Here is a 24,850-nt window from a genome sequence, read left to right as displayed (position 1 = left end):
CTTAGCGTGGGTTCATGAACCTCACGCCGCGTTTCCGGCCCGTAGCGAGCTGCACACTGCTGGTCGTGACCCTGGTTGCAGGGGCGACCGCCTGTGGCGGGCCCGATGGCCATCCGCTGTCTGCGCAGCCGTACGACGCGGCGGACGAGATCTCCTTCAACACCCCGGAGGGGGGCAAGAAGGCTGATCCCGACAGACCCCTCGAAGTCACCGTCACGGGTGACGACGGCCGGATCACGGACGTGACGGCCGTGGACGCGGCCGGACACCATCTCGCGGGCGAACTCGCCGCCGACGGGAGTCGCTGGCACTCCACCGCCCCGCTTGCCGCGGGCACCCGATACACCGTCAAGGTCAGTGTCGAGGACGACGACGGCTCCCCGGGCGCCCGTACGCTCGCTTTCGAGACGGCCCGGGCGAAGAAGTTCCTGAAGGTCGTCTTCGGCCCGCAGGCGGGCACCTACGGCGTCGGACAGCCCATTACGGCGGTACTCAGCGCTCCGGTCAGGGACAAGGCCGCCAGGGCCACCGTGGAGCGCTCCCTGAAGGTCCGGTCCACGCCCTCCGTGCCGGGTTCCTGGTACTGGGTCGACGACAAGACCCTGCACTACCGCCCGCAGGAGTACTGGCCCGCCAGGGCCACCATCGAGGCGACCAGCACCTTGGCGGGCATCAAGGTCACCAAGACGCTGTACGGGGCTCCCGCGAAGGCGTTGAAGATCACTACCGGCGACCGCATAGAGGCCACCACCGACGCCTCGGCGCACACCATGACGGTCAAGCGCAACGGACGAGTGATCAAGACCATTCCGGTGACCACCGGCAGGCCCGGCTTCGACACCCGCAACGGCATCAAGGTCGTGCTGAGCAAGGAGTACCGCGTACGCATGCGCGGGGAGACGATCGGCATCGCGGCAGGCTCATCCGACTCGTACGACCTGCAGGTCTACTACGCGACCCGCGTCACCTGGAGCGGCGAATACGTGCACGCGGCCCCCTGGTCCGTCGGCTCACAGGGGTTCGCGAACGTCAGCCACGGCTGCACGGGCATGAGCACCAGCCAGGCCGAGTGGTTCTTCAACACCGTGCGCGAGGGGGACATCGTCAAGGTCGTCGGCAGCCAGGGCGCGACGATGACACCGTTCGACAACGGCTACGGCGACTGGAACCTGTCCTGGGCCAACTGGCAGAAGGGCAGCGCCCTGCACAACAACACCACGCCGGACCGCTCGGACACGATCCAGGCGGCGCGCCTGCGCCCCGAGGTCTGACCGGCCAGGGGAGTGCGCTGCCCCTCGGTGGGACATGGAGAGCCGCGGATGCCGCCGCGGCGGGTCCCGGGCCCGTCAGGCGTCTGCGCAGAGCCTGTTGCGCAGCAGAGCGGCCAGGGCGTCCGCGAACTCGACCGGTTCGACCGGAAGGGTCACCGCGGCGTCCGCGCGGCTCCAGGTGGCCAGCCAGGCGTCCTGAGGGCGCCCGATCAGCAAGAGCACCGGCGGACAGCGGAAGACCTCGTCCTTGATCTGCCGGCAGACGCCCATGCCGCCCGCCGGGGCCGTCTCGCCGTCCAGCACGCACACGTCGATGCCACCGCTCTCCAGAGCGGTCAGGACGGCGGGCAGGGTGGCGCACTCCACGAACTCCAGCGGTGGCACGTCCGCCGCAGGCCTGCGACCGGCGGCCAGCCTCACCTGCTCACGGGTGTTGGCGTCGTCGCTGTAGACCAGGACCGTGGCGGTCGGCTGCATTGTTCCTCCGTGACATCTGTGTCTTCGGGGCTCTCGGGGCATGAACCGATGCGCGGATCGTACTCCGGCGGACAGCCTGTCAGCACCGGTAATGACGCGGATTCGATGGGCCGTTCGGGGAGGACACACCCTGCTGACACACCGAACGGCACCCCCCGGAGTGAGGGCGGGATAAGCGACCGACATAATGTCGGTCGTGGCGACAGCAACGACAGTAGAAACCGGGCACGCGCACCCGTCGGTCAATCGACCGAACCTCACCAGCGTCGGAACCATCATCTGGTTGAGTTCCGAGCTGATGTTCTTCGCGGCCCTCTTCGCGATGTACTTCACCCTGCGATCGGTGATGGGTCCCGACCACTGGAAGGAAATGGCCTCGGCCCTGAACTTCCCGTTCTCGGCGACGAACACCACGATCCTGGTGCTCTCCTCCCTCACCTGCCAGCTCGGCGTCTTTGCCGCGGAGCGGGGCGATGTGAAGAAGCTCCGTGCCTGGTTCGTGATCACTTTCGTGATGGGTGCGATCTTCATCGGAGGCCAGGTCCTGGAGTACACCGAGCTGGTGAAGACGGACGGCCTCTCGCTGTCCTCCGACCCGTACGGCTCGGTGTTCTACCTGACCACCGGCTTCCACGGTCTGCATGTGACAGGCGGTCTCATCGCCTTCCTGCTCGTTCTGGGCAGGACATACGCAGCCAAGAGGTTCACCCACGAACAGGCGACCGCTGCCATCGTCGTGTCCTATTACTGGCACTTCGTCGATGTCGTGTGGATCGGCCTCTTCGCCACGATCTACATGATCAAGTAACCGGGCTCGAACCCGAACCACATCCAGCATCGACGCAGAAGATCCTGACACCGGGGTAATCCGTGAAAAAGCTCTCCGCACGACGACGCCATCCGTTGGCGGCGGTCGTCGTACTACTCCTCGCGCTGGCGGCCACTGGGGGGCTGTACGCCGCGTTTGCGCCCGCGAGTAAGGCGCAGGCCGACGACACCGCCCAGTCCCTCGCCATTGATGAGGGCAAGAAGCTGTACTCCGTCGGTTGCGCCAGCTGCCACGGAACCGGCGGTCAGGGCACCACCGACGGGCCGAGCCTGGTCGGTGTGGGCTCCGCCGCCGTCGACTTCCAGGTCGGCACCGGCCGTATGCCGGCGCAGCAGCCGGGTGCCCAGGTCCCGAAGAAGAAGGTCATCTACACCCAGGCCGAGATCGACCAGCTCGCGGCGTACGTCGCGTCGCTCGGCGCCGGCCCGATCGTGCCGACCAAGGACCAGGTCAACCCTGAGGGTGCGGACATCGCCAAGGGTGGCGAGCTGTTCCGTACCAACTGCGCGCAGTGCCACAACTTCACCGGCGAGGGCGGTGCGCTGTCGAAGGGCAAGTACGCGCCCAGCCTTGAGGGCGTGGAACCGAAGCACGTGTACGAGGCCATGCAGACCGGCCCGCAGAACATGCCGTCCTTCCCCGACACGACGATGCCCTCGCAGCAGAAGCGGGACATCATCGCGTACATCAAGACCGTGAACAGCGCCGAGTCCGAGAGCCCTGGTGGCCTCAAGCTGGGCGGGCTCGGTCCGGTCAGCGAGGGTCTGTTCGCCTGGATCTTCGGTCTCGGCGCACTGATCGCAGTTGCCGTTTGGGTCGCGGCCCACACCGCTAAGGCCAAGAAGTCATGAGTAGCCAAGAGATTCCAGAAGAGAACCTGCCTGCTGAGCAGGGCACCGCGCACACCGCGGTAGAGGTCGCGGACGACCCGTTCGCAGACCCGGGGCTGCCGGCCCACAGGCCGCGCATCCAGGACATCGACGAACGGGCCGCGAGGCGGTCGGAGCGCACGGTCGCGCTCCTGTTCCTGCTGTCCATGGTGGCGACGGTCGGCTTCATCGCCTCGTACGTCATCTTCCCGGTCGACAAGATCGTGTACATCTGGCCGTTCGGCCACGTGAGCGCGCTCAACTTCTCCCTGGGTCTGACCCTGGGCGTGGCCCTCTTCGCGATCGGAGCGGGCGCCGTCCACTGGGCGCGCACGCTGATGTCCGACGTGGAGGTGGCCGACGACCGCCACGCCATCTCGGCCGAGCCCGAGGTCAAGGCGAAGGTTCTCGCCGACTTCGCGGCCGGCGCCGAGGAGTCCGCGCTCGGCCGGCGCAAGCTGATCCGCAACACCATGTTCGGTGCGCTGGCCCTGGTGCCGCTCTCCGGTGTGATGCTGCTGCGCGACCTCGGTCCGCTGCCGGAGAAGAAGCTCCGCAACACCCTGTGGGCCAAGGGCAAGCAGCTCATCAACATGAACACGATGCTGCCGCTGCGTCCCGAGGACGTCGCCGTCGGTTCGCTGACCTTCGCCATGCCCGAGGGCCTGAACGAGGACGCGGAGGACTTCCAGAACCAGATCGCCAAGGCCGCGCTGATGATCATCCGTATCCAGCCGGAGAACATCAAGGACAAGCGCGAGCGCGAGTGGGCCCACGAGGGCATCGTGGCCTTCTCGAAGATCTGCACCCACGTCGGCTGCCCGATCAGCCTGTACGAGCAGCAGACGCACCACGTGCTCTGCCCGTGCCACCAGTCCACCTTCGACCTCTCCGACGGCGCCCGCGTCATCTTCGGTCCGGCCGGTCACGCCCTTCCGCAGCTGCGGATCGGTGTGAACGCCGAGGGCAACCTCGAAGCGCTCGGTGACTTCGAAGAGCCCGTCGGTCCTGCATTCTGGGAGCGCGGATGAGTACTGTGACCGACACCAAGCGCAAGGCGCCCGCCGGTGAGCGGGTGGCCGACTGGGCGGACGGCCGGCTCGGGATCTACTCCCTGGCCAAGTCCAACATGCGCAAGATCTTCCCGGACCACTGGTCCTTCATGCTCGGTGAAGTAGCCCTCTACAGCTTCATCATCATCATCCTCACGGGTGTGTATCTGACGCTGTTCTTCCACCCGAGCATGAACGAAGTCGTGTATCACGGCTCGTACGAGCCGATGCAGGGCATCCGGATGTCCGAGGCCTACGCCTCGACGCTGGACATCAGCTTCGACGTCCGCGGTGGTCTCCTGGTCCGCCAGATCCACCACTGGGCCGCGCTGATCTTCCTGGCCGGCATGTTCGTGCACATGATGCGCGTCTTCTTCACGGGTGCGTTCCGCAAGCCGCGTGAGATCAACTGGCTGTTCGGCTTCCTGCTGTTCGTGCTGGGTATGTTCACCGGCTTCACCGGCTACTCGCTCCCGGACGACCTGCTCTCCGGTACGGGTGTCCGCTTCACCCAGGGCGCGATCCTGTCGATGCCGATCGTCGGCACGTACATCTCGATGTTCCTGTTCGGCGGGGAGTTCCCCGGTCACGACTTCGTCGGCCGGTTCTACTCGATCCACATCCTGCTGCTGCCGGGCATCATGCTCGGCCTGCTGGTGGCGCACCTGATCCTGGTCTTCTACCACAAGCACACGCAGTTCGCGGGTCCCGGCCGGACGAACAAGAACGTCGTCGGCATGCCGCTGCTGCCGGTGTACATGGCGAAGGCAGGAGGCTTCTTCTTCCTGGTCTTCGGCATCATCGCCATCATCGCGGGCATCGCCTCGATCAACCCGATCTGGGCCATCGGCCCGTACCGCCCGGACCAGGTGTCCACCGGCGCTCAGCCCGACTGGTACATGGGCTTCGCCGAGGGTCTGATCCGAGTGATGCCTGGCTGGGAGATCAACCTCTGGGGTCACACGCTCGTCCTGGGCGTGTTCATCCCGCTGATGGCCTTCGGACTGGTGCTCGCGATCATCGCGGTCTACCCGTTCGTCGAGTCCTGGATCACCGGGGACAAGCGCGAGCACCACATCCTGGACCGCCCGCGCAACGCCCCGACCCGGACGGCCTTCGGCGTCGCCTGGATCACCGAATACGTCATCGTCTTCATCGGCGGTGGCAACGACCTCTGGGCCACGCACTTCCACCTCTCGCTGAACGCCATCTCGTGGTTCGTCCGGATCTTCATCTTCGTGGGGCCGGTCGTCGCGTTCATCGTGACGAAGCGGATCTGCCTCGGCCTTCAGCGCCGGGACAAGGAGAAGGTGCTGCACGGACGCGAGTCCGGCATCATCAAGCGCCTGCCGCACGGTGAGTTCGTCGAGATCCACGAGCCGCTCGGTCCCGAGCAGCTGCACACGCTCACCGCGCACGAGCAGTACAAGCCGGTCGAGATCGGCCCGACGGTCGACGAGAACGGTGTCGAGCGCAAGGTGCCCGCGATGCAGAAGCTGCGGGCCAAGCTCAGCAAGGGCTACTTCGGCGAGCACCACCAGATCGAAAAGGCCACCGCCGAGGAGTACAAGGAGATCACCAGCGGCCACGGCCACCACTGATCACCTGAACTGATCGCCACAGCAGGAGCCCCGTCCATTCGATGGACGGGGCTCTTCGCTGTCCCCGGGGCTCGATAGGGTGGAGTGCATCCCCTTTATCGGCTGTGGACCCCAGGAGCGGACCATGAACGTTGTGACCCCGGGCGGCGGCGACAGCGTGGCGGCTCGTTCCTGGCCGGGCGTGCTGAACCCGCTGCTGCGTGGCGAGGACCTCACCGCCGACGACACCGCGTGGGCGATGGACAGCATCATGAGCGGCGAGGCGACCGACGTGCAGATCGCCGGTTTCGCCGTCGCCCTGCGGGCCAAGGGCGAAACTGTCGACGAGGTCACCGGACTCGTCCGCGCGATGTACGAGCACGCCACCACGATCCACGTGCCGGGCCGCACAGTCGACATCGTCGGCACCGGCGGCGACCTCGCCAAGACGGTCAATATCTCCACGATGTCCGCGATCGTCGTCGCGGGCACGGGTGCCAAGGTCGTCAAGCACGGCAACCGGGCCTCCTCCTCGGCCAGCGGCGCCTCCGACGTCCTGGAGAAGCTGGGCGTCAACCTGGAGCTGACCCCGCAGCGTGTTGCCGCGGTGGCGGAGGAAGCCGGCATCACCTTCTGCTTCGCCGTGAAGTTCCACCCCGCCCTGCGGTACGCGGCGAAGGCCCGCAAGGAGCTCGGCGCGCAGACCACGTTCAACATCCTCGGGCCGCTCACCAACCCGGCGCAGGTGCGCTCCCAGGCCGTCGGTGTCGCCGATCCGAAGATGGCTCCCATCGTCGCGGGCGTGCTCGCGGCGCGCGGCAACTCCGCGCTCGTCTTCCGCGGCGACGACGGTCTGGACGAGCTGACGACCACGGCGACCTCCCGGGTCTGGGTGGTCCGCGACAAAGAGGTGCGCGAGGAGGCGTTCGACCCGCGTGACGTCGGTCTGCAGCTGGTGCCCGTCGAGGCGCTGCGCGGCGCCGACGCGTCGTACAACGCCGATGTGGCCCGCCGGCTGCTGGCCGGCGAGACGGGTCCGGTACGTGAAGCGGTGCTGCTCAACTCGGCGGCGGCGCTGGTGGCGCTGGACCCGGGCGAGGGCACGCTGAACGAGCAGCTCGCCGCCGGAATGGCGAAGGCCGCCGAATCCATCGACTCGGGTGCGGCCCGGGCGGTGCTGGATCGCTGGGTGGCGGTCAGCAACACCTGACCGTACGGAAATGCGGCACAGGGCGCAGTCCAGATCTTGGACTGCGCCTTGCACGTCGGCGCACGTATGGCAGGATGCTGAGCAGGTCATGAGTGACAGCGACTACGGCCCCGGCCCGCTGTCCGGCAACCCTCCGTCCGTGGCGGGGTGCCCCGGGTGAAGACCAGGCCGTAGGCAGCGAGGTCTGCGGCAAGCGCGGACCCCTCGGCATCTCTGAATGTCACCTCCCTGGGGTCCTGGTCCTCAAGGAGCCTCTTGTGAGCAAGCGAATGCGATAGGGCCCAAGGCCCTTCTCCGCACACCCTTTTCTTCTTCCTGCGCTGCCGCGTGTCCGTCGGCGTAGTGAATTCGCCTGCCTCTTACGGGAGTTCGCCATGTCTGTCCTCGCCGCTGCCGCCGATCAGTCCATTTGTACCCCGCTGCCCGTTCTCGGGCGGGATGTGACCGTTCCTCTGGTGACCGGTGGTGAAGTCACGTACGCCGCCCTCGACTACGCGGCCAGCGCCCCGGCCCTGCAGCGCGTGTGGGACGACGTCGCCGCGTACGCCCCGTATTACGGCAGCGTCCACCGCGGCGCCGGTTACCTCTCGCAGCTCTCCACGGACCTCTTCGAGAACAGCCGCACGACCGTCGCGGAGTTCCTCGGCTGCCGCCCCGAGGGAGACCAGGTGATCTTCACCCGGTCGACGACCGACTCGCTGAACCTGCTCGCCGCGGTGCTCCCCGCCGACTGCCAGGTCTTCGTGTACGAGACCGAACACCACGCCTCGCTGCTGCCCTGGCGCGACGCCCGCGTCACCTACCTCAACGCCCCGCGCACCCCGGCCGAGGCCGTCGAGACGCTGGAGCGGGCGCTCGCCGACCGCGACCCATCCCCGAGCTCTCCACTCCGTTCGAGCGGGGGAGGCCCCATCGGGCCGGCGCTGGTCTGCGTCACCGGCGCCTCCAATGTCACTGGTGAGCTGTGGCCGGTGAAGGAGCTGGCCGCCACCGCCCACGCGCACGGCGCCCGGATCGTGCTCGACGCTGCGCAGCTCGCCCCGCACCACCCGGTGGACATCGCCGGGCTCGACGTCGACTGGGTCGCCTTCTCCGGACACAAGCTGTACGCGCCGTTCGGCTCCGGTGTCCTCGCGGGCCGCGCCGACTGGCTGCAGGACGCCGAGCCGTACCTCGCCGGTGGCGGCGCCTCGCGGAAGGTCGCCCGGCGCACCGACGGCGGAGTGGACGTCGAGTGGCACTCGACCGCCGCCCGCCACGAGGCCGGTTCGCCCAACGTCATCGGCGTCCACTCCATCGCCTCCGCCTGCAAGGCGCTCACCGAGGCAGGCTTCGACCGGCTCGTCGCCCGTGAGCAGCAGCTCGTCACCCGGGTCCGCGAAGGCCTCGCCGAGGTTCCCCAGGTCAAGGTGCTGTCGCTGTTCGGCGACGACGCCCCGCGGGTCGGCGTCATCTCCTTCGTGGTGGAGGGCTGGAACAGCTCGCACTTCGCCGCGGCGCTCTCCGCCGAATACGGCATCGGGGTACGCGACGGACTGTTCTGCGCCCACCCGCTGGTCCGCACTCTGCTGGGCGGCGACCCGCAGGACCCGGGCGAGTGCGGTGCGCCGGAGGCCGAGCCGGGCGAACTCCCCCAGTCTCGAACGGGCTCGACCGGGGGGACCCCCTCGCTGAACGCGATCCGGGTCAGTTTCGGCGCCGGTACGCCGGACGAGCACATCGAGCGCTTTGTCCGCGCGGTCAAGGAACTGGTGAGCAAGGGGGCCCGGTGGACGTATCGCACCGAGGACGGCCGCTGTGTCCCGGACCGGGGCGCAGCGCAGATCTGACGGGCCCGTCGTACTTCGGCCGGGGACGGGCAGCAGTGCCCGTCCCCGGCCGAAGTGCGACGCGAACCTACGCGTCGAGACCGATGGCGAAGGCCGCCTCCAGGTCGTGCTGCGAGTACGTACGGAACGCGACATGGGTGTCGGTGCCCTCGACGCCCGGGATCTTGCTGATCCGGCCGGGGATGACGTCCGCGAGGTCGTCGTGCCTGGCCACCCGGACCATGGCGATCAGGTCGTACGTACCGGTGACCGAGAAGACCTCGCTGACATTGTCCAGCGCGGCGATGGCCTCGGCGATCTCCGGGATCCGGTCCACGCTGGTTTTGATGAGCACGATCGCGGTGATCACGGCTGGCTTTCTCCCTCGGTGGCCGTGGCTGGAGCCTTCACTCTAGCCCCACCGCGGTAGCGTCCCCAGGCGTAGAGGAAGCCGCAGACGAAGCCGACCACGTGGGCGAGATACGCCACCCCCGGACCGTTGCCCGCGCCCTGCGCCGCCATCCACTGCAGTGCGAACCAGAAGATCAGCACGATCCAGGCGGGAAAGCGCAGCGGAAGGAAGAGCAGGAACGGGAAGAGGCTGGTCACCCGCGCCCGGGGAAACAGGTAGAGGAACGCCCCGAGCACCGCGGAAATCGCTCCTGATGCGCCGACGAGGGTCTGGTCGGAGTTCGCGTGCGCCGCCGCGTACGCCAGCAGTGCGAGATAGCCGCAGCCAAGGTAGAAGAAGAGGAATTCGGCGCGGCCCATCCGCTCCTCGGCCATCGCCCCGAACACGTACAGGAAGAGCATGTTGCCGAGCAGATGGAGCCAGCTGCCGTGCACGAACAGAGCGGTCAGCGGGGTGAGCAGGGCCTGCGCGGAGCCCGCCCACAGCTCGCTCGGGATCACCCCCCAGCGTTCGAAGTACTCGGCCTGGGCGGCGAGCAGGGTGTCGGCGGTGCCGTATGTGGAGTTGAAGCCGGAGAGCGGGCTGATCAGGAAGACGGCGCAGCACAGGGCGATGAGCGCATATGTCACCTGCGCACCGGCCGCCGTGGCGGCGCGCAGGAGCCTGCCGGTCACTCCGTCTCTCGCGGCCCGCCGATCGATCATGCACAGAGCATGACGCAAGGTGACGGAACGGGACAGACCGCCTCGCCGTGTCTATGGGTAAGTGCAAGGCCGTAGGGTTACAGCAGGAGATCCGCAGTTCGACGGCGCACCGCGAGATCCTGTGCGGGAAGCAGCACGACGCTCGACGAAAGAGGACGCAACGATGACGACGGTTCCCCAGCCGACCGACGGGACCCGCTGGCGCTGCACGCTCTGCGGAAATCTCACCCGCTTCGACGTGACCCGCACCTCCAAGGTCGTCGAATACGTCCATCTCGACCTGGCCGGTGAGTCGACCGTCGAGGAACGCGAGGTGGTCAGTGAGACCATCGAGTCGGTCCGCTGCCGCTGGTGCAACGCGGTGGACCAGATCGAACTAGTCGACAGGCCGGGTGCCGACTCCTGACGGGGCCGTGCGGACAGACATTTTGGGGTGACGGATCGTGGAGCAGCCCGATAGCGGCGCCGAGCCGGCCGATGGAGCCGGCGACGCCGTCGAGGCGCTCGACCGCCCGCTGCCCGAAGGCGTCCGGCGGCGGGTCGTCGCGCTGGTCTCGGACGCGTTCGGCGGCCTGACCGTCACCGAACTCCCGGCCCAGCTCAGGCAGTACGCCCGCTTCACCCCGACCCGGCGCGCCAAGTTCGCCGGGAACGCGATGGCGGCCGCCCTGGAGAGCGACACCCTGTTCCGTCAGCGCATCGGCGAACGGCTCCGGGAGTCCCAGTCGGAGCTGGCCGCTGCCGTGGAGGCCGGGTCGCCGCCGGCCGCCGCCGATCCCGTCGATGTGGCCGCGGCAGCCTATGTGCTGCGCCCGGTCGGCTGGGTGAAACTGGTCGCCGCCGCCGGCGAGGAGGTCCAGCGCGCCGACGCCGAGCGGGCCGACGAGGAGAGCCGGCGCGAGCTGGAACGGCTGCGCGAGGAGCTCGCCCAGGCCCGGACCCAGACGAAGAGCGAGACGGAACGGCTCCGCGCCGAACTCGACGCGGCCCGCAAGGAAGCCGATTCGCTGCAGCGCAAACTGCGGTCCGCCCTCAACGAGGTCAAGCGCGGCGAGGCCGCGGTGCGCCGGGGCAAGGCCGAGGCCGACGCCCTGCGGGCCGAGGCGGCCGCCCGGATCTCCGCCGCAGAGAGCGAGACCCGGCGGCTGCGGGCTCGGCTCGGTGAGGCGGAGGCGTCCGTCGAGGCGAGCCGCAGAGCCTCCAGGGAGGGGCGTTCGGTCGAGGACATGCGGCTGCGGCTGCTCCTCGACACGGTGCTCGACGCGGCCCGGGGGCTGCGCCGCGAACTGGCCCTGCCGCCCTCCTCGATCCGCCCCGCGGACGGTGTCGACGCGGTCGAGCCCGGCGCGATGTCGCCCAAGGACATTGCCGCCAGGGCTCTTTCGGAGACCGATCCGGCCCTGCTCGACCAGTTGCTCGCGCTGCCGCAGGCACATCTGATCGTGGACGGCTACAACGTCACCAAGACCGGCTATCCGCAGCTGCCGCTGGAGAAGCAGCGGCTGCGGCTGCTGGGCGGTCTCGCGGTGCTTGCCGCGCAGTCCGGCGCCGAGATGACCTGTGTCTTCGACGGGGCCGAACTGGCCGCTCCGGTGCTGCTCGCACCTCCGCGTGGGGTGCGTGTGCTGTTCAGCAAGCCGGGCGTGACCGCCGACGAACTCATCCGCCAGCTCGCCCGCGCCGAACCGCCGGGCAGGCCCGTCGTGGTGGTCTCCACCGACCGTGAAGTGGCGGACGGCGTGGCGAAGGCAGGGGCCAGGCCCGTTGCGTCCGTCTTGCTCCTGAAGCGGCTTTCGCGCGTCTGACGCGCCTTGTAGCCAGTTGCCGGAAATCAGGGAACGCACCGTCAAGTCGTCGCTACGCCCTGTGTGATGAGAGTAAAGAAGTACCTGTTGAGGCGAGATTTTTCTTGCGAGGATTTGAACTGATCACAAGATGGTCACTAGGGTCGGGCTTCGAACCTTCGCACGGTTGATCACCCATCCGGGGTGGCGGCGAAGGAACCGCCGAGTCCGTGACGTGCACGGAGCCGGGGATCCTTTCCCCCCACAGCCCGGTAGGCGGCTCAGAGGAAGAAGGAGCTCGCCTTCGTGGCGTCCCACCGTCGTCCCAAGCAGCCGAGCCGCGCCCGTGTGACCGTGCTCACCGCGACCGCCGCCGCGGCCGTGGCCCTGACCTCCCAGGCCGCCCACGCCGACCCCAAGCCGACCAAGAGTGAGGTCAAGGCGAAGGTCGACAAGCTCTACCACGAGGCGGAGAAGGCCTCCGAGAAGTACAACGGGGCCCAGGAGCAGCAGAAGAAGCTCGAAAAGCAGGTCGGCGCGCTGCAGGACAAGGTGGCCCGCGGTCAGCAGGAGCTCAACACGCTTCGCAGCGGCCTTGGTTCGCTCGCCGCCGCGCAGTACCGCTCCGGCGGCATCGACCCGTCCGTGCAGCTCTTCCTCGCCTCGGACCCGGACACCTTCCTCGACGAGGCCTCGGCCCTCGACCAGTTGACGGCCAAGCAGGCCGACTCGCTGGAGAAGATCCAGGAGAAGCAGCGGGCCCTCGCGCAGCAGCGCAAGGAGGCCCAGGACAAACTGAACGACATCGCGGACGTCCGCAAGACGCTCGGCGAGAACAAGAAGAAGTTCCAGGGCAAGCTCGCCGAGGCGCAGCGCCTGCTCAACACCCTGACCGCCGCCGAGCGCGAGAAGATGGCCCAGGCCGACCAGCGCGCGAGCCGCGCCGCCAGCGACCGGGTCAACCTGGGCAACGAGGTTCCCGCCTCCGCCCGCGGCGCCGCCGCCCTGAATGCCGCCGCCAGTCAGATCGGCAAGCCGTACTTCCGGGGCGGCACCGGCCCCAACTCCTACGACTGCTCGGGCCTGACCCAGTGGGCCTACGCCCAGGCGGGTGTCCACATCAGCCGCGTCACGTACACCCAGATCAACGACGGCGTGCAGATAGGCCGCAGCGCCCTCAAGCCGGGCGACCTCGTCTTCTTCAACAGCACGTCGCACGTGGCTCTGTACGCGGGCAACAACACCGTTGTGCACGCCCCGTACCCGGGCGCGGTGGTCCGCTACGAGTCGATGAACACCATCGGCAGCTTCCAGTTCGGCGTGCGCGTCGGCTGACGACGCTCGAACGGGCGAATTGCCGCGCCCCGCACAGACGGCCCGCCCCGCCGGAGACCACAGGTCACCGGCGGGGCGCCGTCGTTCGTGACCTGCACCCATCCGCCGCAGTCGTTCGTGCGCTCCGTAGTCGCCCGACTACTGTCTGTCTGCTGTGCGGCTCCCGTCCGTCGGTCCGCCCGTCCCGGGCGGCAGGGGGCCGCGTACGTCTGCGTACAGCGGAAGGGAGTGCGGCGTCCTGTGGTGTCCCATCGCCGTTCCACACAGCCCGGCGTCAACCGGAGCGTCCGGGTCACAGTCCTGTCCGCGGCCGCTGCGACCGCTGCCGCCACGCTCGGGGCGGCAGCCGCGCACGCCGACCCGAAGGGCACGTCCCGGACCGCCAGGGCCGAGACCGACCGGCTGTACCGCGAGGCGGAGCGCGCCACCGAGCAGTACAACAAGGCGGGGGAGGACGCCGACCGGCTGCGCGGCGAGCTGAACCTGGCCCAGGAGCAGGCGGCCCGCGGTCAGGAACGGATCAACCGGATGCGCATGGCGCTCGGTTCGGCCGCCGCCGCGCAGTACCGCTCCGGTGGCATCGACCCCTCACTCGCCCTGCTGCTCTCCGCCGATCCGGACAGTTACCTCGACCGGGCAGCCATCCTGGACCGGCTGAACGACCGTCAGACCACCGCCCTGCACGAGCTCCAGCACGCCCGGCGTGGCCTCGCGCAGGTCCGTGCGGAGGCTGCCCGCTCGCTCGCCGGCCTGGAGCGCGACAGGGCAGCCGCCGCTCGCCACAAACGGACCGTCGAGGGCAAGCTCCGGCAGGCCCGGCAGCTGCTGACCTCGCTGCCTGCCGCGGACCGGGCGGCCTTCGACGGCACCTCGCGCTCCGGCCGCGACGCCTCTTTCTTCGCCTTGGCCGGTCTGCCGGCCGGCTCGTCCCGGGCGGCGGCCGCCGTCATGGCCGTCCGCCGGGCCATCGGACTCCCGTACATCTGGGGCGCCAGCGGACCCGCCGGATTCGACTGCTCCGGGCTGATGCAGTGGGCGTACGCCCAGGCCGGTGTCAGCCTGCCGCGCACCTCGCAGGCGCAGCGGTACGCCGGTCACATGGTGCCGCTCTCCGAGGCCCGCCCCGGCGATCTGGTCGCCTACCGCTCGGACGCCAGCCATATCGGGATGTACGTGGGCAACGGGCAGGTGATCCACGCCCCGCATCCGGGTGCTTCGGTCCGCTACGACCCGGTCGGCATGATGCCGGTCTCCTCGGTGACCCGCGTCTGACCCGTACCCTCGGTCAGGTGGCTGATCAGGAGCGCACCGCAGGGCGGGGGCATGACGGACGGCGGCGCGCGGCGGGCGCGGCGCTCGCCGGACTGCTGCTCGCATCCGCCTGCGCGGCCCCCGCCACCCCCGACCCCACCGTCCGGGCCATCAGCGCCGCCCTGAACCGCCGCGCCGCCGCCGTCCTGGACCACGACCCGGACGGCTTCCTCGCCGCACTCGCCCCCGGGGCCACCGGGCTGCGGACGGCCCAGCGCCGCGAGCTGGCCCATCTCGCCGACGTGCCGCTGAGCTCATGGGCGTACACGGTGACGGACGTGCGCAGGCACGGAGCCGACCGAGCCACCGCCGATGTCGAGCTGCGCTACCGGATCGCGGGCTACGACAGTGCTCCGGTCACCGCGGACCGGGTGCTCGACCTGGAGCGGGACCCGGCGGACGGCCGCTGGTACATCACCGCGGACCGGGCCGGCCGGGACGGCGGCTTGCAGCTGTGGCAGCAGGGCGACGTCGAGGTCGTACGGGGCAGGCGAAGTCTCGTCCTCGGTGTGGGGCGGACAACGGCGGAGCTCCGCGCGATCGCGGGCACCGCGGACCGCGCGGTGCCCGCCGTCTCCGCCGCCTGGCCGGAGCGCTGGGCCGGCCGCGTGGTGGTCCTCGTACCGGAGACGATCGACGACATGGCCGGGCTGCTGGGGTCACCGGTGGCGAACTACCGGGGCATCGCGGCCGTCACCACCGGTGAGACCGGCGGCCGGGCACCCGCGGACCGGGTGATCGTCAACCCTCAGGCGTACGCGACGCTCGGCACGTTCGGGCAGCGGATCGTCCTCACCCACGAGACCGCCCATGTCGCCACCCGCGCCCGCACCTCCGCGTCCACCCCGACCTGGCTCTCCGAGGGCTTCGCCGACTGGGCGGCCTACCGTGCCGAGCACCGGACCGCCGCGCAGGCCGCACCCGAACTGGCCGACGCGGTCCGGCGCGGTGAGCTGCCCGCCGAACTGCCCGCCGCCGAGGAGTTCGGGTTCGCGGGAGACTCCGGGCGCCTTGCGAGGGCGTACGAGGGCGGCTGGCTGGCGTGCGCGCTCATCGCCGACCACTGGGGCGAGCAGAAACTCTTCGCCTTCTACCGGGCCGTCGGGGGGCACTCAGGACGGGACGAAGCGGTGGAGCAGGCGATGCAGGACGTGCTCGGCACGACGCCGCAGGAGTTCACGGCGCGCTGGCGGGAGTATCTGCGGTCCCGTCTCGGCTGACCCGCTCCGCCGGGGCGGACGACCGGACCGGCAGCCGGTGCCGGTCCCGGCGGACCGGCGCGGGCACCGTCTCCTTCCACAGCCGCCGGGACGCGACCAGGGCCGCCGCGACCAGCAGACCGTTGCGTACGAACATCAGCGCCACGCCCTGCGCGTCGCTGGTCACCACGTGCATGAACCCGAGCGGGAACTCCAGCTGGGTGACTCCCGTCGCGACCAGCACCAGAACGGCCGGCAGCGCCATCCGGCTGGACCGGAAGACCACACAGACAGCCGCGAGACCGACCAGCCACAGCATGTACTGAGGGCTGATCACCCGGCTCGTGGTCGTGAACAGCAGCACCGCCGTGAACGCCGCGTCGGCCGGCGTGCTCACCCCGAAGTCACGGGCCAGCAGCCGCCAGACCACCAGCCAGCCGAACGCGGCGATGCTCAGTCCCAGTGCCAGCGTGCTCACCAGCGGTACATGCGGGCCCAGGAACTCCAGCGACCCGTAGTTGAACTCCACCCGGCCCTGCCAGCCGAATTGCCGTGCCACATGGAAGACCAGCGCCCCCAGCGACTCGACCTCGGTGCCGCGGTCGCGCTGGAACCCGAGAAAGGCCAGCGCTCCCGGCAACGCGGCCGTGCACGCCACCAGCAGCCCGGCCGCCGTCACCACCGCCGCCGTCCATGAGCGGCGGGTCGACTCCCCGCGCGCGGTCCCGGCCAGCAGCAGCACCGGCCACACCTTCAGCAGCGCGCCGAAGGCGGCCAGAGCTCCCAGCACCCGCGGATGCCGTACCCCCGCCAGCAGCGCCGCCACAGCGACCGCCGTCACCATCACGTCGTACCGCGCGTACGCGGTCGTGCCGAGCAGAGGCACCCCCGCCACCCACACCCAGCCGCCCGCGGTCCGCCTGCCGGTACGGCGGCCCGCGTACAGCAGCAGGCCGAGCACCAGCGCGTCGCAGAGGCAGGCGAGGACGAAGAAGGCCGAGGCGTAGTCCAGGAACGGCAGCAGGGCGGGGGAGAGGACGGCGAGCGCCGCGACGGGCGGGTACTGCCAGGTGACGTCGTCCAGCGGATACGTGCCGGTCTTCAGCACCTCGGACCAGCCGTGGTAGATCACCGAGACGTCGCTCGTCACGTCCGGGCCCGGCAACGTGACGACCTTGAAGACACAGAGCAGTAACGCGGCCCTGGTGAGGGCCCACACCGCGACGGGTGCGAGAAATCTGCCGGTGCCGCCTGCTGCTGTCATGCCCGCGCCCATCCCCTTCGCCAGTGGCTCCGAGCCATGATGCACGTCCTGGCTGCGGGCGAGCCATCAGGCCGGGCCGTTCGGTACTGTCGGCGGAGATGGACAAGACCCTGATCGTGACCAACGACTTTCCGCCCCGACCCGGCGGTATCCAGGCATTTCTGCACAATATGGCACTCCGCCTGGACCCTGGCCGGCTCGTCGTCTACGCCTCCACCTGGAAGCGGAGCCCCGAGGGCGTCGCGGCCACCGCCGCCTTCGACGCCGAGCAGCCGTTCACCGTCGTCCGTGACCCTACGACGATGCTGCTGCCGACCCCGCGGGTGACCCGGCGCGCGGTCCAGCTGCTGCGCGAACACGACTGCACCTCCGTCTGGTTCGGGGCCGCGGCCCCCCTCGGGCTGATGGCACCGGCACTGCGGAGGGCGGGTGCCCGGCGGCTGGTCGCCACCACCCACGGGCACGAGGCCGGCTGGGCCCAGCTTCCCGCGTCCCGCCAGCTGCTGCGCCGGATAGGCGAGGGCACGGACACGATCACGTACCTCGGCGAGTACACCCGCTCCCGGATCGCCGGCGCGCTCACCCCCGAGGCCGCCGGCCGCATGGTCCAACTGCCGCCCGGCGTCAACGAGAAGACCTTCCACCCGGACTCGGGCGGGGACCGGATCCGGGCCCGGCTCGGGCTCTCGGACCGGCCCGTCGTCGTCTGTGTGTCGCGGCTGGTGCCCCGCAAGGGCCAGGACACCCTGATCCTCGCGATGCCCGCGATTCTGGCGCGGGAGCCGGACGCCGTCCTGCTGATCGTCGGGGGCGGACCGTACGCCAAGCAACTGGAGAAGCTGGCCGCGGAGACCGGCGTCGCCGACTCGGTGCGGTTCACCGGGCCGGTGCCCTGGGAGGAGCTGCCCGCCCACTTCGGCGCGGGCGACGTCTTCGCGATGCCGTGCCGCACCCGTCGCGGCGGCCTCGACGTCGAGGGGCTCGGCATCGTCTACCTGGAGGCGTCCGCTACCGGACTGCCGGTGGTGGCGGGCGACTCGGGCGGCGCCCCCGACGCCGTACTCGACGGCGAAACCGGCTGGGTGGTGCGGGGCGGTTCCGTCGAGGAGACCGCCGACCGCGTCGCCACCCTGCTCGGCGACCCCGAACTGTGCCGGCGGATGGGGGAGCGGGGCCGGGCCTGGGTCGAGGAGAAGTGGCGCTGGGACCTGCTCGCGGAGCATCTCAAGGCGCTGCTCTGAGGACACGGGGAGGGGCCCGCACGACCTGTCGCGCGAGCCCCTCCCCGTACACCTGCAACGGGATCAGCCGTGGTAGATCGACTCCACCTCGTCCGCGAAGTCCTTCGCCACCACATTGCGCTTCAGCTTCAGCGAGGGCGTGATGTGGCCGGCCTCCTCGGTGAACTGCGAGGCCAGGATGCGGAACTTGCGTACCGACTCCGCCTTGGACACCGCCGCGTTGCCGTCGTCCACCGCCCGCTGCACCTCGGCCAGCAATTCCGGGTCCTCGCGCAGCGACACCACCGTCGAGCCGGCCGGCTTGCCGTGCTCCTCGGCCCAGCGGCCCAGGAACTCCTCGTCCAGGGTGATCAGCGCACCGACGAACGGCCGCCCGTCGCCGACCACCATGCACTCCGCGACCAGGGCGTGCCCGCGGATCCGGTCCTCGATCACTGCGGGAGCGACGTTCTTGCCGCCCGCCGTAACAATGATCTCCTTCTTACGGCCGGTGATCGTCAGATAGCCGTCCTCGTCGAGGGTGCCGATGTCGCCCGTGTGGAACCAGCCGTCGGCCAGCGCGTCGGCCGTCGCCGCCTCGTTGTTCCAGTAGCTCGCGAACAGATGCTCGCCGTGCAGCAGCACCTCGCCGTCGTCGGCGATCCGGACGACCGAGCCGGGCAGCGGCTGGCCGACCGTACCGATCTTCTGCCGGTCCCACGGGTTGAACGCGGTGGCCGCGCACGTCTCCGTGAGGCCGTAGCCCTCCAGCACCGTGAAGCCGATGCCGCGGTAGAAGTGCCCGAGCCGCTCGCCCAGCGGCGCACCGCCCGAGATCGCGTACTCGCCGCGGCCGCCGAGCACGGCGCGCAGCTTGCTGTAGACCAGCCGGTCGAAGACCTTGTGCTTGAACTTCAGGCCCATGGACGGGCCCTGAGGGGTACCCAGCGCGCGGCTGTACGCGATCGCCGTGTTCGCGGCCTTGTCGAAGATCTTGCCCTTGCCGTCGGCCTGCGCCTTGGCACGCGCCGAGTTGTAGACCTTCTCGAAGACCCGCGGCACACCGAGGATGAGCGTCGGCCGGAACGCGGCCAGCTCATCGGTGAGGTTCTTGATGTCCGGTACGCAGCCGAGCCGGATCGGGGCCATCACCGCGGCCACCTCGACCAGCCGGCCGAAGACATGGGCCGCGGGCAGGAAGAGCAGTACGGAGCACTCGCCGGTACGGAAGAGGGGCTTCAGCCGTTCCACCACGTTGCCGCACTCGGCGAAGAAGCTGCGGTGCGTGAGCACACAGCCCTTGGGGCGGCCGGTGGTGCCCGAGGTGTAGACGATGGTGGCCGGGTCGTCGGCCTTGGCGCCGGTGCTGCGCAGGTCCACGGTCTCGTCCGAGACCTCCGCACCCGACGCGGTCAGCTCGTCGACCGCGCCCTTGTCGATCTGCCACACGTTGCGCAGCTCCGGCAGCCGGTCGCGCATGGCCGCGACGGACTCGGCATGCCCGTCGCTCTCCACGATCACCGCGACCGCGCCGGAGTCGCCGAGGATCCACTGGACCTGCTCGGCGGAGCTGGTCTCGTACACCGGGACGGTGACCGCGCCCGCGCTCCAGATCGCGAAGTCCAGCTGCACCCACTCGTAACGAGTACGGGACATCAGACCGATCCGGTCACCGGGCTGCACACCCGCGGCGATCAGGCCCTTGGCGGCGGCTCTGACCTCGGCCAGGAACTGGGTGGCGGTGACATCGGTCCACACGCCCGCCACCTTGCGGCTCATCACCGCTGCGTCGGGATGCTGAGAGGCATTGCGGCGGATGAGATCCGTCAGGTTGCCGTCCGAGGGAACCTCGTACAGGGCCGGAAGGCTGAACTCGCGCAAGACTGCTGCTCCTCATCGGGCTCCGGTGCCACGGCTCTGTGTGACGCACCGGCTGCGGTCCAAGACTGGCAGGGTGCTCAGTGAGGTGAGCACGACTGGACTGCCCGGACGTTACCCACCAGTACTCGGTTCCGGATAGGGGGTTCCGGCCAGATGTCTTATGCGTCACACAACTCGGTGATCCTCGCGCGCACAGTAGTGCACCCAGGTGACAAGCATGAAGTATTCGCAGGTCCGGCGGGCCCTACCCAGGCCGTCGGCGGCGCCCTAGGGTGATCGTCATGCCAGCCGGAGCGAACAGCCGCGAGGGTGCGACCGCACGCCGTACCCGGATCCACGTGGTCAGCGACGTGCACGGGAACACCGAAGCCCTGGCCCGGGCCGGGGACGGCGCCGACGCCCTCATCTGCCTGGGCGACCTGGTGCTCTTCCTCGACTACGCCGACCACTCGCGCGGCATCTTCCCCGAACTCTTCGGCGTGGAGAACGCCGACCGGATCGTCGAGCTGCGCACCGCCCGCCGCTACGAGGAGGCCCGTGACTTCGGCCGCCGTCTCTGGGCGGGCCTGGACCGCGATGCCGCCATCGTCGGTGCGGTGCGCCATCAGTACGCCGAGATGTTCGCGGCCTTCCCCACACCGACGTATGCCACGTACGGCAATGTCGATATCCCTGATCTCTGGCCCGAATACGCCCGCCCCGGCACCACCGTCCTGGACGGCGAACGCGCCGAGATCGGCGGCCGCGTCTTCGGCTTCGTCGGCGGCGGGCTCCGAACGCCGATGCGCACCCCGTACGAGATCAGCGAGGAGGAGTACGCCGCCAAGATCGAGGCGGTGGGCGAGGTGGACGTCCTGTGCACGCACATCCCGCCCGACGTACCCGAGCTGACCTACGACACGGTGGCGCGCCGGTTCGAGCGCGGCAGCAGGGCGCTCCTCGACGCGATCCGCCGGACCCGCCCCCGGTACGCCGTCTTCGGCCACGTCCACCAGCCGCTGGTCCGCCGGATGCGGATCGGCGCCACCGAATGTGTCAACGTCGGTCACTTCGCCTCGACCGGCCGGCCCTGGGCCCTGGAGTGGTGACCACACGGCCCTGACCCTGGGACGATGCGCTCCCCGCACGCGATAGCCTTCTGGCGGCAGGCCTCTGCCGACCGACCGGTACACCGCACTGGAGGAGCCACAGCGATGGCTGAACACACCAGCTCGACCATCACGATCGAGGCGGCACCGGCCGACGTCATGGGCGTCATCGCCGACTTCGACCGGTACCCGGAGTGGACCGGTGAGGTCAAGGAGGCCGAGGTCCTCGCCAAGGACGAGCAGGGCCGCGCCGAGAAGGTCCGGCTGGTCCTCGACGCCGGTGCGATCAAGGACGACCACACGCTCGCCTACACCTGGACCGGCGACCACGAGGTCAGCTGGACCCTGGTCAAGTCCCAGATGCTGCGCGCCATCGACGGCTCCTACACACTGGCCCCGCTCGGCGACGGCAGCCGCACCGAGGTCACCTACCGGCTGACCGTCGACGTCAAGATCCCGATGCTCGGCATGATCAAGCGCAAGGCGGAGAAGGTCATCATCGACCGCGCGCTGGCCGGTCTGAAGAAGCGCGTCGAGTCACTCCCGCGAGGCTGACCGGATGCGTACGGTCCTCGTCACCGGCCCCGGCGGCGCCGGCCGTACCACTGTTGCGGCGGCGACCGCACTGGCCGCGGCCCGCCGCGGCAGCCGCACACTGCTGCTCTCCGCCGACGCCATACCCGGTTTCCCCACCGATACGGAACCCATCGAGGTCACCGAGGGACTCCGGTTCGCCCGCATCGACTCCGGCGAGCACTTCCGTACCGAACTTCTCGCCCTCCAGGACCAGGCGTCCTCCGTACTCGGCCTGCTCGGCGGGAACCGGCTCGACGGCGAGGAGCTGACCGAACTCCCCGGCAGCACCCAGCTCGCCCTGCTGCACACCCTGCGCCGGGCCGCCCGGGGCGACTGGTCGCGCGACGGCTACGACACCCTCGTCGTCGACCTGCCCCCGCTGCGCGAAGCCCTCGCCGTACTCGCCCTGCCCGAACAGCTGCGCCGCTATCTGCGCCGCCTGCTGCCCCCGGAGCGCCAGGCCGCCCGCGCCCTGCGCCCGATGCTCGCCCAGCTCGCCGGCGTCCCGATGCCCGCCCAGTGGCTGTACGAGGCCGCCGCCCGCCGGGACGCCGAGCTGGCCTCCGTCCAGACCCTGGTCGAGGACCGCAGCACCACGGTCCGCCTCGTTGCCGAACCGGGACCCGCCGCCGAGGACGCCCTGCACACCGCCCGCACCGGACTCGCCCTGCACGGGCTGCGCGTCGACACGCTCACCGTCAACCGGGTGCTGCCCAGGCATTCCTCCGACCCCTGGTTCGCCGATCTCGCCGCCCAGCAGGAAAAGTGCATCGGCCACTGGTACGAGGAGTGGGTGCCGGCCGCATCCCTGTGCGAGGTGCCCCATCTCGGCCGGGACCCGCAGGGGCTCGACGACCTCACCCTCCTCGCCACCTTGTCGAGCTGCACCACCTTTGAGGCGGCGGGCACCGGCGGCGGGCTCTTCGCGGGGGACGGGCTCGCCGTCGAGCTGGACGACCGGCCGGGCGGACGCGCCCAGGACCCCTGGTGGGTCGAGGACCCGAAAGCCCCGGACGGCCACGACGAGCTGCCGGAACCGCTCCGTGGCCGACCGGACGCGACCGTCTCGCCGCGGCCTGCCGCCGGTGAGGACGGCGAGAGGATCCTGGTCTGGTGCCTGCCGCTGCCCGGAGCCGTCAAGGAGGACCTGCAGCTGGTCCGGCGCGGCGACGAACTGCTTCTGACCGTCGGCCCGTTCCACCGGATCGTGCCGCTGGAGTCCGGGCTGCGCCGCTGCACCGTCTCCGGCGCCGCGCTGACGGACGGTGTGCTGCGGGTCCGGTTCACGCCGGACCCCGCATTGTGGCCGCGTACCTCCTGAACGGCGTACCACCGTTCGGGTAACGTCGGTAGTACGCGTCCCGTATACGGCGGTGGACCACACCTCCGCACGCGCGACGTCCGCAACCACGTCGCAGGAGTCCGCCATGAGCGAAGCCACCGATCGTCCCGTCGACGACGACGCGTGGGCCAAGGCCTGCGCCGAGGACCTGGAAGCCGAGAAGGCCCGTCGCCGCGCCGAGTACGGCCCGCCGACCGGTTCCGCGGCCGAGGAGCTCCGCAAGTTGGTCGACGCCGTGGCCGACAAGGTCGCCTCCCTCCAGTCACCGCTGTTCGGCGTCGCAGCCCAGGGGGCCGTACAGCAGGTGATCAAGCAGGCGAAGGCCGCCGTCGAGCCCGTCATCGAACGCAATCCGGACGTCTTCGGCCACATCGCCGCGGCCGGCAGCGAACTCCTCGCCGCCTACCGCTCCGCCGTCGAAGGCCAGGAACGCCGCTGGACCCAGGGCGCCGCCGACCCCGGCCGCGCCTCGAAGAAGGCCGGCGACCCCACCGACCCGCGTGACGACGACAGCGGGCCGGGCGAACACATCGACCTGGACTGACCGGCACCGATAGGGCGGGAAGCGGGGCTCGGGTACGGTTGGCCATAGCGGGGCTCGACCGAAACTGAGGGATTTATGGGACTCACCATCGGCGTCGATATCGGCGGCACGAAGATCGCGGCTGGAGTGGTCGACGAAGAGGGCCGGATCCTCTCGATGTTCAAGGTGCCGACCCCGCCGACGGCTGAAGGCATCGTGGACGCGATCGCGGCGGCGGTGTCCGGCGCCAGCGAGGGACACGAGGTCGAAGCGGTCGGCATCGGCGCTGCCGGATACGTCGACGACAAGCGTGCCACTGTGCTGTTCGCGCCGAACATCGACTGGCGGCACGAGCCACTGAAGGACAAGGTCGAGCAGCGCGTCGGCCTCCCGGTCGTCGTCGAGAACGACGCCAACGCGGCGGCCTGGGGCGAATACCGATTCGGTGCAGGCCAGGGCCACGACGACGTCATCTGCATCACGCTCGGCACCGGCCTCGGCGGCGGCATCATCATCGGCAACAAACTGCGCCGCGGACGCTTCGGTGTGGCCGCCGAATTCGGCCACATCCGGGTCGTCCCGGACGGGCTGCTCTGCGGCTGCGGCAGTCAGGGCTGTTGGGAGCAGTACGCATCCGGGCGCGCGCTCGTCCGGTACGCGAAGCAGCGTGCCAACGCCACCCCGGAGAACGCCGCGGTCCTTCTCGCCCTGGGCGACGGCACGGTGGACGGCATCGAGGGCAAGCACATCAGCACGGCCGCCCGGCAGGGCGACCCGGTGGCGATCGACTCGTTCCGCGAGCTGGCCCGTTGGGCCGGCGCCGGACTCGCCGACCTCGCCTCGCTGTTCGACCCGTCCGCGTTCATCGTCGGCGGCGGCGTCTCGGACGAGGGCGATCTCGTCCTCGACCCGATCCGCAAGTCGTTCCGGCGCTGGCTGATCGGCGGCGAATGGCGGCCGCACGCCCAGGTGCTCGCGGCCCAACTGGGTGGCAAGGCAGGCCTGGTGGGCGCGGCCGACCTGGCCCGCCAGGGCTGAGCCCACCACGTCACGGACAACACCGGACGCCCGTCGCGCCCTCACCGGGAGCGGCGGGCGTCCGTCGTATGGTGAGC

The 24,850-nt window shown here is 70.0% G+C and carries 23 protein-coding genes and 1 riboswitch; of the genes, 18 read left to right on the top strand and 5 right to left on the bottom strand.

Annotation, left to right across the window (positions count from 1 at the left end):
• Nucleotides 1–14 precede the first annotated feature (14 nt).
• Nucleotides 15–1,271 (top strand): Ig-like domain-containing protein, encoded by a 1,257-nt coding sequence (locus AB0N06_RS14790; RefSeq protein WP_366135070.1) that lies wholly within the window; start codon nt 15–17, stop codon nt 1,269–1,271.
• Between the two features lie 75 nt (nt 1,272–1,346).
• On the opposite strand, the gene AB0N06_RS14785 is transcribed toward AB0N06_RS14790, so the two are convergent.
• The gene (locus AB0N06_RS14785) at nt 1,347–1,748 is read right to left on the bottom strand and encodes a hypothetical protein (protein WP_366135069.1); all 402 of its coding nucleotides are present in this window, start codon (nt 1,746–1,748) and stop codon (nt 1,347–1,349) included.
• A gap of 187 nt (nt 1,749–1,935) precedes the next feature.
• Between AB0N06_RS14785 and AB0N06_RS14780 the strand changes: the two genes are divergently transcribed.
• From AB0N06_RS14780 to AB0N06_RS14755, 6 genes are all read left to right on the top strand, one after another.
• Nucleotides 1,936–2,556, top strand: a complete 621-nt coding sequence (locus AB0N06_RS14780) for a heme-copper oxidase subunit III (RefSeq protein WP_366135068.1) — start codon at nt 1,936–1,938, stop codon at nt 2,554–2,556.
• Nucleotides 2,557–2,618: 62 nt separating this feature from the next.
• Nucleotides 2,619–3,428, top strand: coding sequence for a c-type cytochrome (locus AB0N06_RS14775; RefSeq protein WP_366135067.1), 810 nt, complete (start codon nt 2,619–2,621; stop codon nt 3,426–3,428).
• Entirely contained in the window at nt 3,425–4,477 is a 1,053-nt protein-coding gene (locus AB0N06_RS14770) for a Rieske 2Fe-2S domain-containing protein (RefSeq protein WP_366135066.1), read from the top strand. The genes AB0N06_RS14775 and AB0N06_RS14770 overlap by 4 nt, the downstream gene beginning before the upstream one ends.
• A complete protein-coding gene (locus AB0N06_RS14765; RefSeq protein ID WP_366135065.1) occupies nt 4,474–6,099 on the top strand; it encodes a ubiquinol-cytochrome c reductase cytochrome b subunit in 1,626 nt (541 codons plus the stop codon). Before AB0N06_RS14770 ends, AB0N06_RS14765 begins: the two co-directional genes overlap by 4 nt.
• A 124-nt stretch (nt 6,100–6,223) precedes the next feature.
• Nucleotides 6,224–7,288: an anthranilate phosphoribosyltransferase gene (gene trpD / locus AB0N06_RS14760; protein ID WP_366135064.1), complete on the top strand. Its 1,065-nt coding sequence runs from the start codon at nt 6,224–6,226 to the stop codon at nt 7,286–7,288.
• 84 nt (nt 7,289–7,372) lie between these two features.
• A riboswitch (SAM riboswitch) is annotated at nt 7,373–7,490 on the top strand.
• Between the two features lie 172 nt (nt 7,491–7,662).
• On the top strand, nt 7,663–9,117 hold the full coding sequence (locus tag AB0N06_RS14755) for an aminotransferase class V-fold PLP-dependent enzyme (RefSeq protein WP_366135063.1): 1,455 nt from the start codon (nt 7,663–7,665) through the stop codon (nt 9,115–9,117).
• A gap of 67 nt (nt 9,118–9,184) precedes the next feature.
• On the opposite strand, the gene AB0N06_RS14750 is transcribed toward AB0N06_RS14755, so the two are convergent.
• Together AB0N06_RS14750 and AB0N06_RS14745 are read right to left on the bottom strand one after the other, a co-directional pair.
• Nucleotides 9,185–9,466 (bottom strand): Lrp/AsnC ligand binding domain-containing protein, encoded by a 282-nt coding sequence (locus AB0N06_RS14750; protein ID WP_037694047.1) that lies wholly within the window; start codon nt 9,464–9,466, stop codon nt 9,185–9,187.
• A complete protein-coding gene (locus AB0N06_RS14745; protein WP_366135062.1) occupies nt 9,463–10,212 on the bottom strand; it encodes a rhomboid family intramembrane serine protease in 750 nt (249 codons plus the stop codon). Before AB0N06_RS14745 ends, AB0N06_RS14750 begins: the two co-directional genes overlap by 4 nt.
• A 163-nt stretch (nt 10,213–10,375) precedes the next feature.
• Between AB0N06_RS14745 and AB0N06_RS14740 the strand changes: the two genes are divergently transcribed.
• The 5 genes from AB0N06_RS14740 (at nt 10,376) to AB0N06_RS14720 (ending at nt 15,862) form a co-directional block, all read left to right on the top strand.
• Nucleotides 10,376–10,618 (top strand): hypothetical protein, encoded by a 243-nt coding sequence (locus AB0N06_RS14740; protein WP_266986548.1) that lies wholly within the window; start codon nt 10,376–10,378, stop codon nt 10,616–10,618.
• A gap of 37 nt (nt 10,619–10,655) precedes the next feature.
• Nucleotides 10,656–12,017, top strand: a complete 1,362-nt coding sequence (locus tag AB0N06_RS14735) for an NYN domain-containing protein (protein WP_366135061.1) — start codon at nt 10,656–10,658, stop codon at nt 12,015–12,017.
• Between the two features lie 285 nt (nt 12,018–12,302).
• Entirely contained in the window at nt 12,303–13,331 is a 1,029-nt protein-coding gene (locus AB0N06_RS14730) for an NlpC/P60 family protein (protein ID WP_366135060.1), read from the top strand.
• A gap of 240 nt (nt 13,332–13,571) precedes the next feature.
• A complete protein-coding gene (locus AB0N06_RS14725) occupies nt 13,572–14,603 on the top strand; it encodes an NlpC/P60 family protein (protein ID WP_366135059.1) in 1,032 nt (343 codons plus the stop codon).
• A gap of 17 nt (nt 14,604–14,620) precedes the next feature.
• Nucleotides 14,621–15,862 carry a hypothetical protein gene (locus AB0N06_RS14720; RefSeq protein ID WP_366135058.1) on the top strand — a complete coding sequence of 414 codons (1,242 nt, stop codon included), beginning with the start codon at nt 14,621–14,623 and terminating at the stop codon, nt 15,860–15,862.
• Here the strand turns inward: AB0N06_RS14720 and AB0N06_RS14715 are convergent.
• The gene (locus AB0N06_RS14715) at nt 15,819–17,105 is read right to left on the bottom strand and encodes a glycosyltransferase family 87 protein (protein WP_366135057.1); all 1,287 of its coding nucleotides are present in this window, start codon (nt 17,103–17,105) and stop codon (nt 15,819–15,821) included. The two genes, AB0N06_RS14720 and AB0N06_RS14715, sit on opposite strands and share 44 nt — an antisense overlap.
• A gap of 98 nt (nt 17,106–17,203) precedes the next feature.
• Here AB0N06_RS14715 and AB0N06_RS14710 point away from each other — a divergent pair, with 98 nt between their 5' ends.
• Nucleotides 17,204–18,346, top strand: coding sequence for a glycosyltransferase family 4 protein (locus AB0N06_RS14710; RefSeq protein ID WP_366135056.1), 1,143 nt, complete (start codon nt 17,204–17,206; stop codon nt 18,344–18,346).
• 63 nt (nt 18,347–18,409) lie between these two features.
• On the opposite strand, the gene AB0N06_RS14705 is transcribed toward AB0N06_RS14710, so the two are convergent.
• Nucleotides 18,410–20,206, bottom strand: a complete 1,797-nt coding sequence (locus tag AB0N06_RS14705; protein ID WP_366135055.1) for an AMP-dependent synthetase/ligase — start codon at nt 20,204–20,206, stop codon at nt 18,410–18,412.
• Between the two features lie 281 nt (nt 20,207–20,487).
• Between AB0N06_RS14705 and AB0N06_RS14700 the strand changes: the two genes are divergently transcribed.
• The 5 genes from AB0N06_RS14700 (at nt 20,488) to AB0N06_RS14680 (ending at nt 24,773) form a co-directional block, all read left to right on the top strand.
• Nucleotides 20,488–21,294, top strand: coding sequence for a metallophosphoesterase (locus tag AB0N06_RS14700; RefSeq protein ID WP_366135054.1), 807 nt, complete (start codon nt 20,488–20,490; stop codon nt 21,292–21,294).
• Nucleotides 21,295–21,399: 105 nt separating this feature from the next.
• Nucleotides 21,400–21,849 carry an SRPBCC family protein gene (locus AB0N06_RS14695; protein WP_366135053.1) on the top strand — a complete coding sequence of 150 codons (450 nt, stop codon included), beginning with the start codon at nt 21,400–21,402 and terminating at the stop codon, nt 21,847–21,849.
• 4 nt (nt 21,850–21,853) lie between these two features.
• Nucleotides 21,854–23,191 carry an ArsA-related P-loop ATPase gene (locus AB0N06_RS14690; protein ID WP_366135052.1) on the top strand — a complete coding sequence of 446 codons (1,338 nt, stop codon included), beginning with the start codon at nt 21,854–21,856 and terminating at the stop codon, nt 23,189–23,191.
• A 106-nt stretch (nt 23,192–23,297) separates the two neighbouring features.
• Complete coding sequence (locus AB0N06_RS14685) at nt 23,298–23,756, top strand: DUF5304 domain-containing protein (protein ID WP_366135051.1); 459 nt, start codon at nt 23,298–23,300, stop codon at nt 23,754–23,756.
• Nucleotides 23,757–23,831: 75 nt separating this feature from the next.
• Nucleotides 23,832–24,773: an ROK family glucokinase gene (locus tag AB0N06_RS14680; protein WP_366135050.1), complete on the top strand. Its 942-nt coding sequence runs from the start codon at nt 23,832–23,834 to the stop codon at nt 24,771–24,773.
• The last annotated feature ends 77 nt before the right edge of the window (nt 24,774–24,850 follow it).

This window comes from Streptomyces sp. NPDC051020, assembly GCF_040683105.1.
Taxonomy (GTDB): domain Bacteria; phylum Actinomycetota; class Actinomycetes; order Streptomycetales; family Streptomycetaceae; genus Streptomyces.
The sequence above is the reverse complement of the archived record's forward strand: the minus strand, read 5'-3'. Positions and strand labels throughout refer to the sequence as shown.

Excerpts from the sequence above, each read along its gene's own strand:
- AB0N06_RS14790 (WP_366135070.1), top strand. The coding sequence starts at position 15 with ATGAACCTCACGCCGCGTTTCCGGCCCGTAGCGAGCTGCACACTGCTG.
- AB0N06_RS14785 (WP_366135069.1), bottom strand. The coding sequence starts at position 1,748 with ATGCAGCCGACCGCCACGGTCCTGGTCTACAGCGACGACGCCAACACC.
- AB0N06_RS14780 (WP_366135068.1), top strand. The coding sequence starts at position 1,936 with ATGTCGGTCGTGGCGACAGCAACGACAGTAGAAACCGGGCACGCGCAC.
- AB0N06_RS14770 (WP_366135066.1), top strand. The coding sequence starts at position 3,425 with ATGAGTAGCCAAGAGATTCCAGAAGAGAACCTGCCTGCTGAGCAGGGC.
- AB0N06_RS14765 (WP_366135065.1), top strand. The coding sequence starts at position 4,474 with ATGAGTACTGTGACCGACACCAAGCGCAAGGCGCCCGCCGGTGAGCGG.
- trpD (WP_366135064.1), top strand. The coding sequence starts at position 6,224 with ATGAACGTTGTGACCCCGGGCGGCGGCGACAGCGTGGCGGCTCGTTCC.
- AB0N06_RS14755 (WP_366135063.1), top strand. The coding sequence starts at position 7,663 with ATGTCTGTCCTCGCCGCTGCCGCCGATCAGTCCATTTGTACCCCGCTG.
- AB0N06_RS14745 (WP_366135062.1), bottom strand. The coding sequence starts at position 10,212 with ATGATCGATCGGCGGGCCGCGAGAGACGGAGTGACCGGCAGGCTCCTG.
- AB0N06_RS14740 (WP_266986548.1), top strand. The coding sequence starts at position 10,376 with ATGACGACGGTTCCCCAGCCGACCGACGGGACCCGCTGGCGCTGCACG.
- AB0N06_RS14715 (WP_366135057.1), bottom strand. The coding sequence starts at position 17,105 with ATGACAGCAGCAGGCGGCACCGGCAGATTTCTCGCACCCGTCGCGGTG.
- AB0N06_RS14710 (WP_366135056.1), top strand. The coding sequence starts at position 17,204 with ATGGACAAGACCCTGATCGTGACCAACGACTTTCCGCCCCGACCCGGC.
- AB0N06_RS14700 (WP_366135054.1), top strand. The coding sequence starts at position 20,488 with ATGCCAGCCGGAGCGAACAGCCGCGAGGGTGCGACCGCACGCCGTACC.
- AB0N06_RS14695 (WP_366135053.1), top strand. The coding sequence starts at position 21,400 with ATGGCTGAACACACCAGCTCGACCATCACGATCGAGGCGGCACCGGCC.
- AB0N06_RS14690 (WP_366135052.1), top strand. The coding sequence starts at position 21,854 with ATGCGTACGGTCCTCGTCACCGGCCCCGGCGGCGCCGGCCGTACCACT.
- AB0N06_RS14685 (WP_366135051.1), top strand. The coding sequence starts at position 23,298 with ATGAGCGAAGCCACCGATCGTCCCGTCGACGACGACGCGTGGGCCAAG.
- AB0N06_RS14680 (WP_366135050.1), top strand. The coding sequence starts at position 23,832 with ATGGGACTCACCATCGGCGTCGATATCGGCGGCACGAAGATCGCGGCT.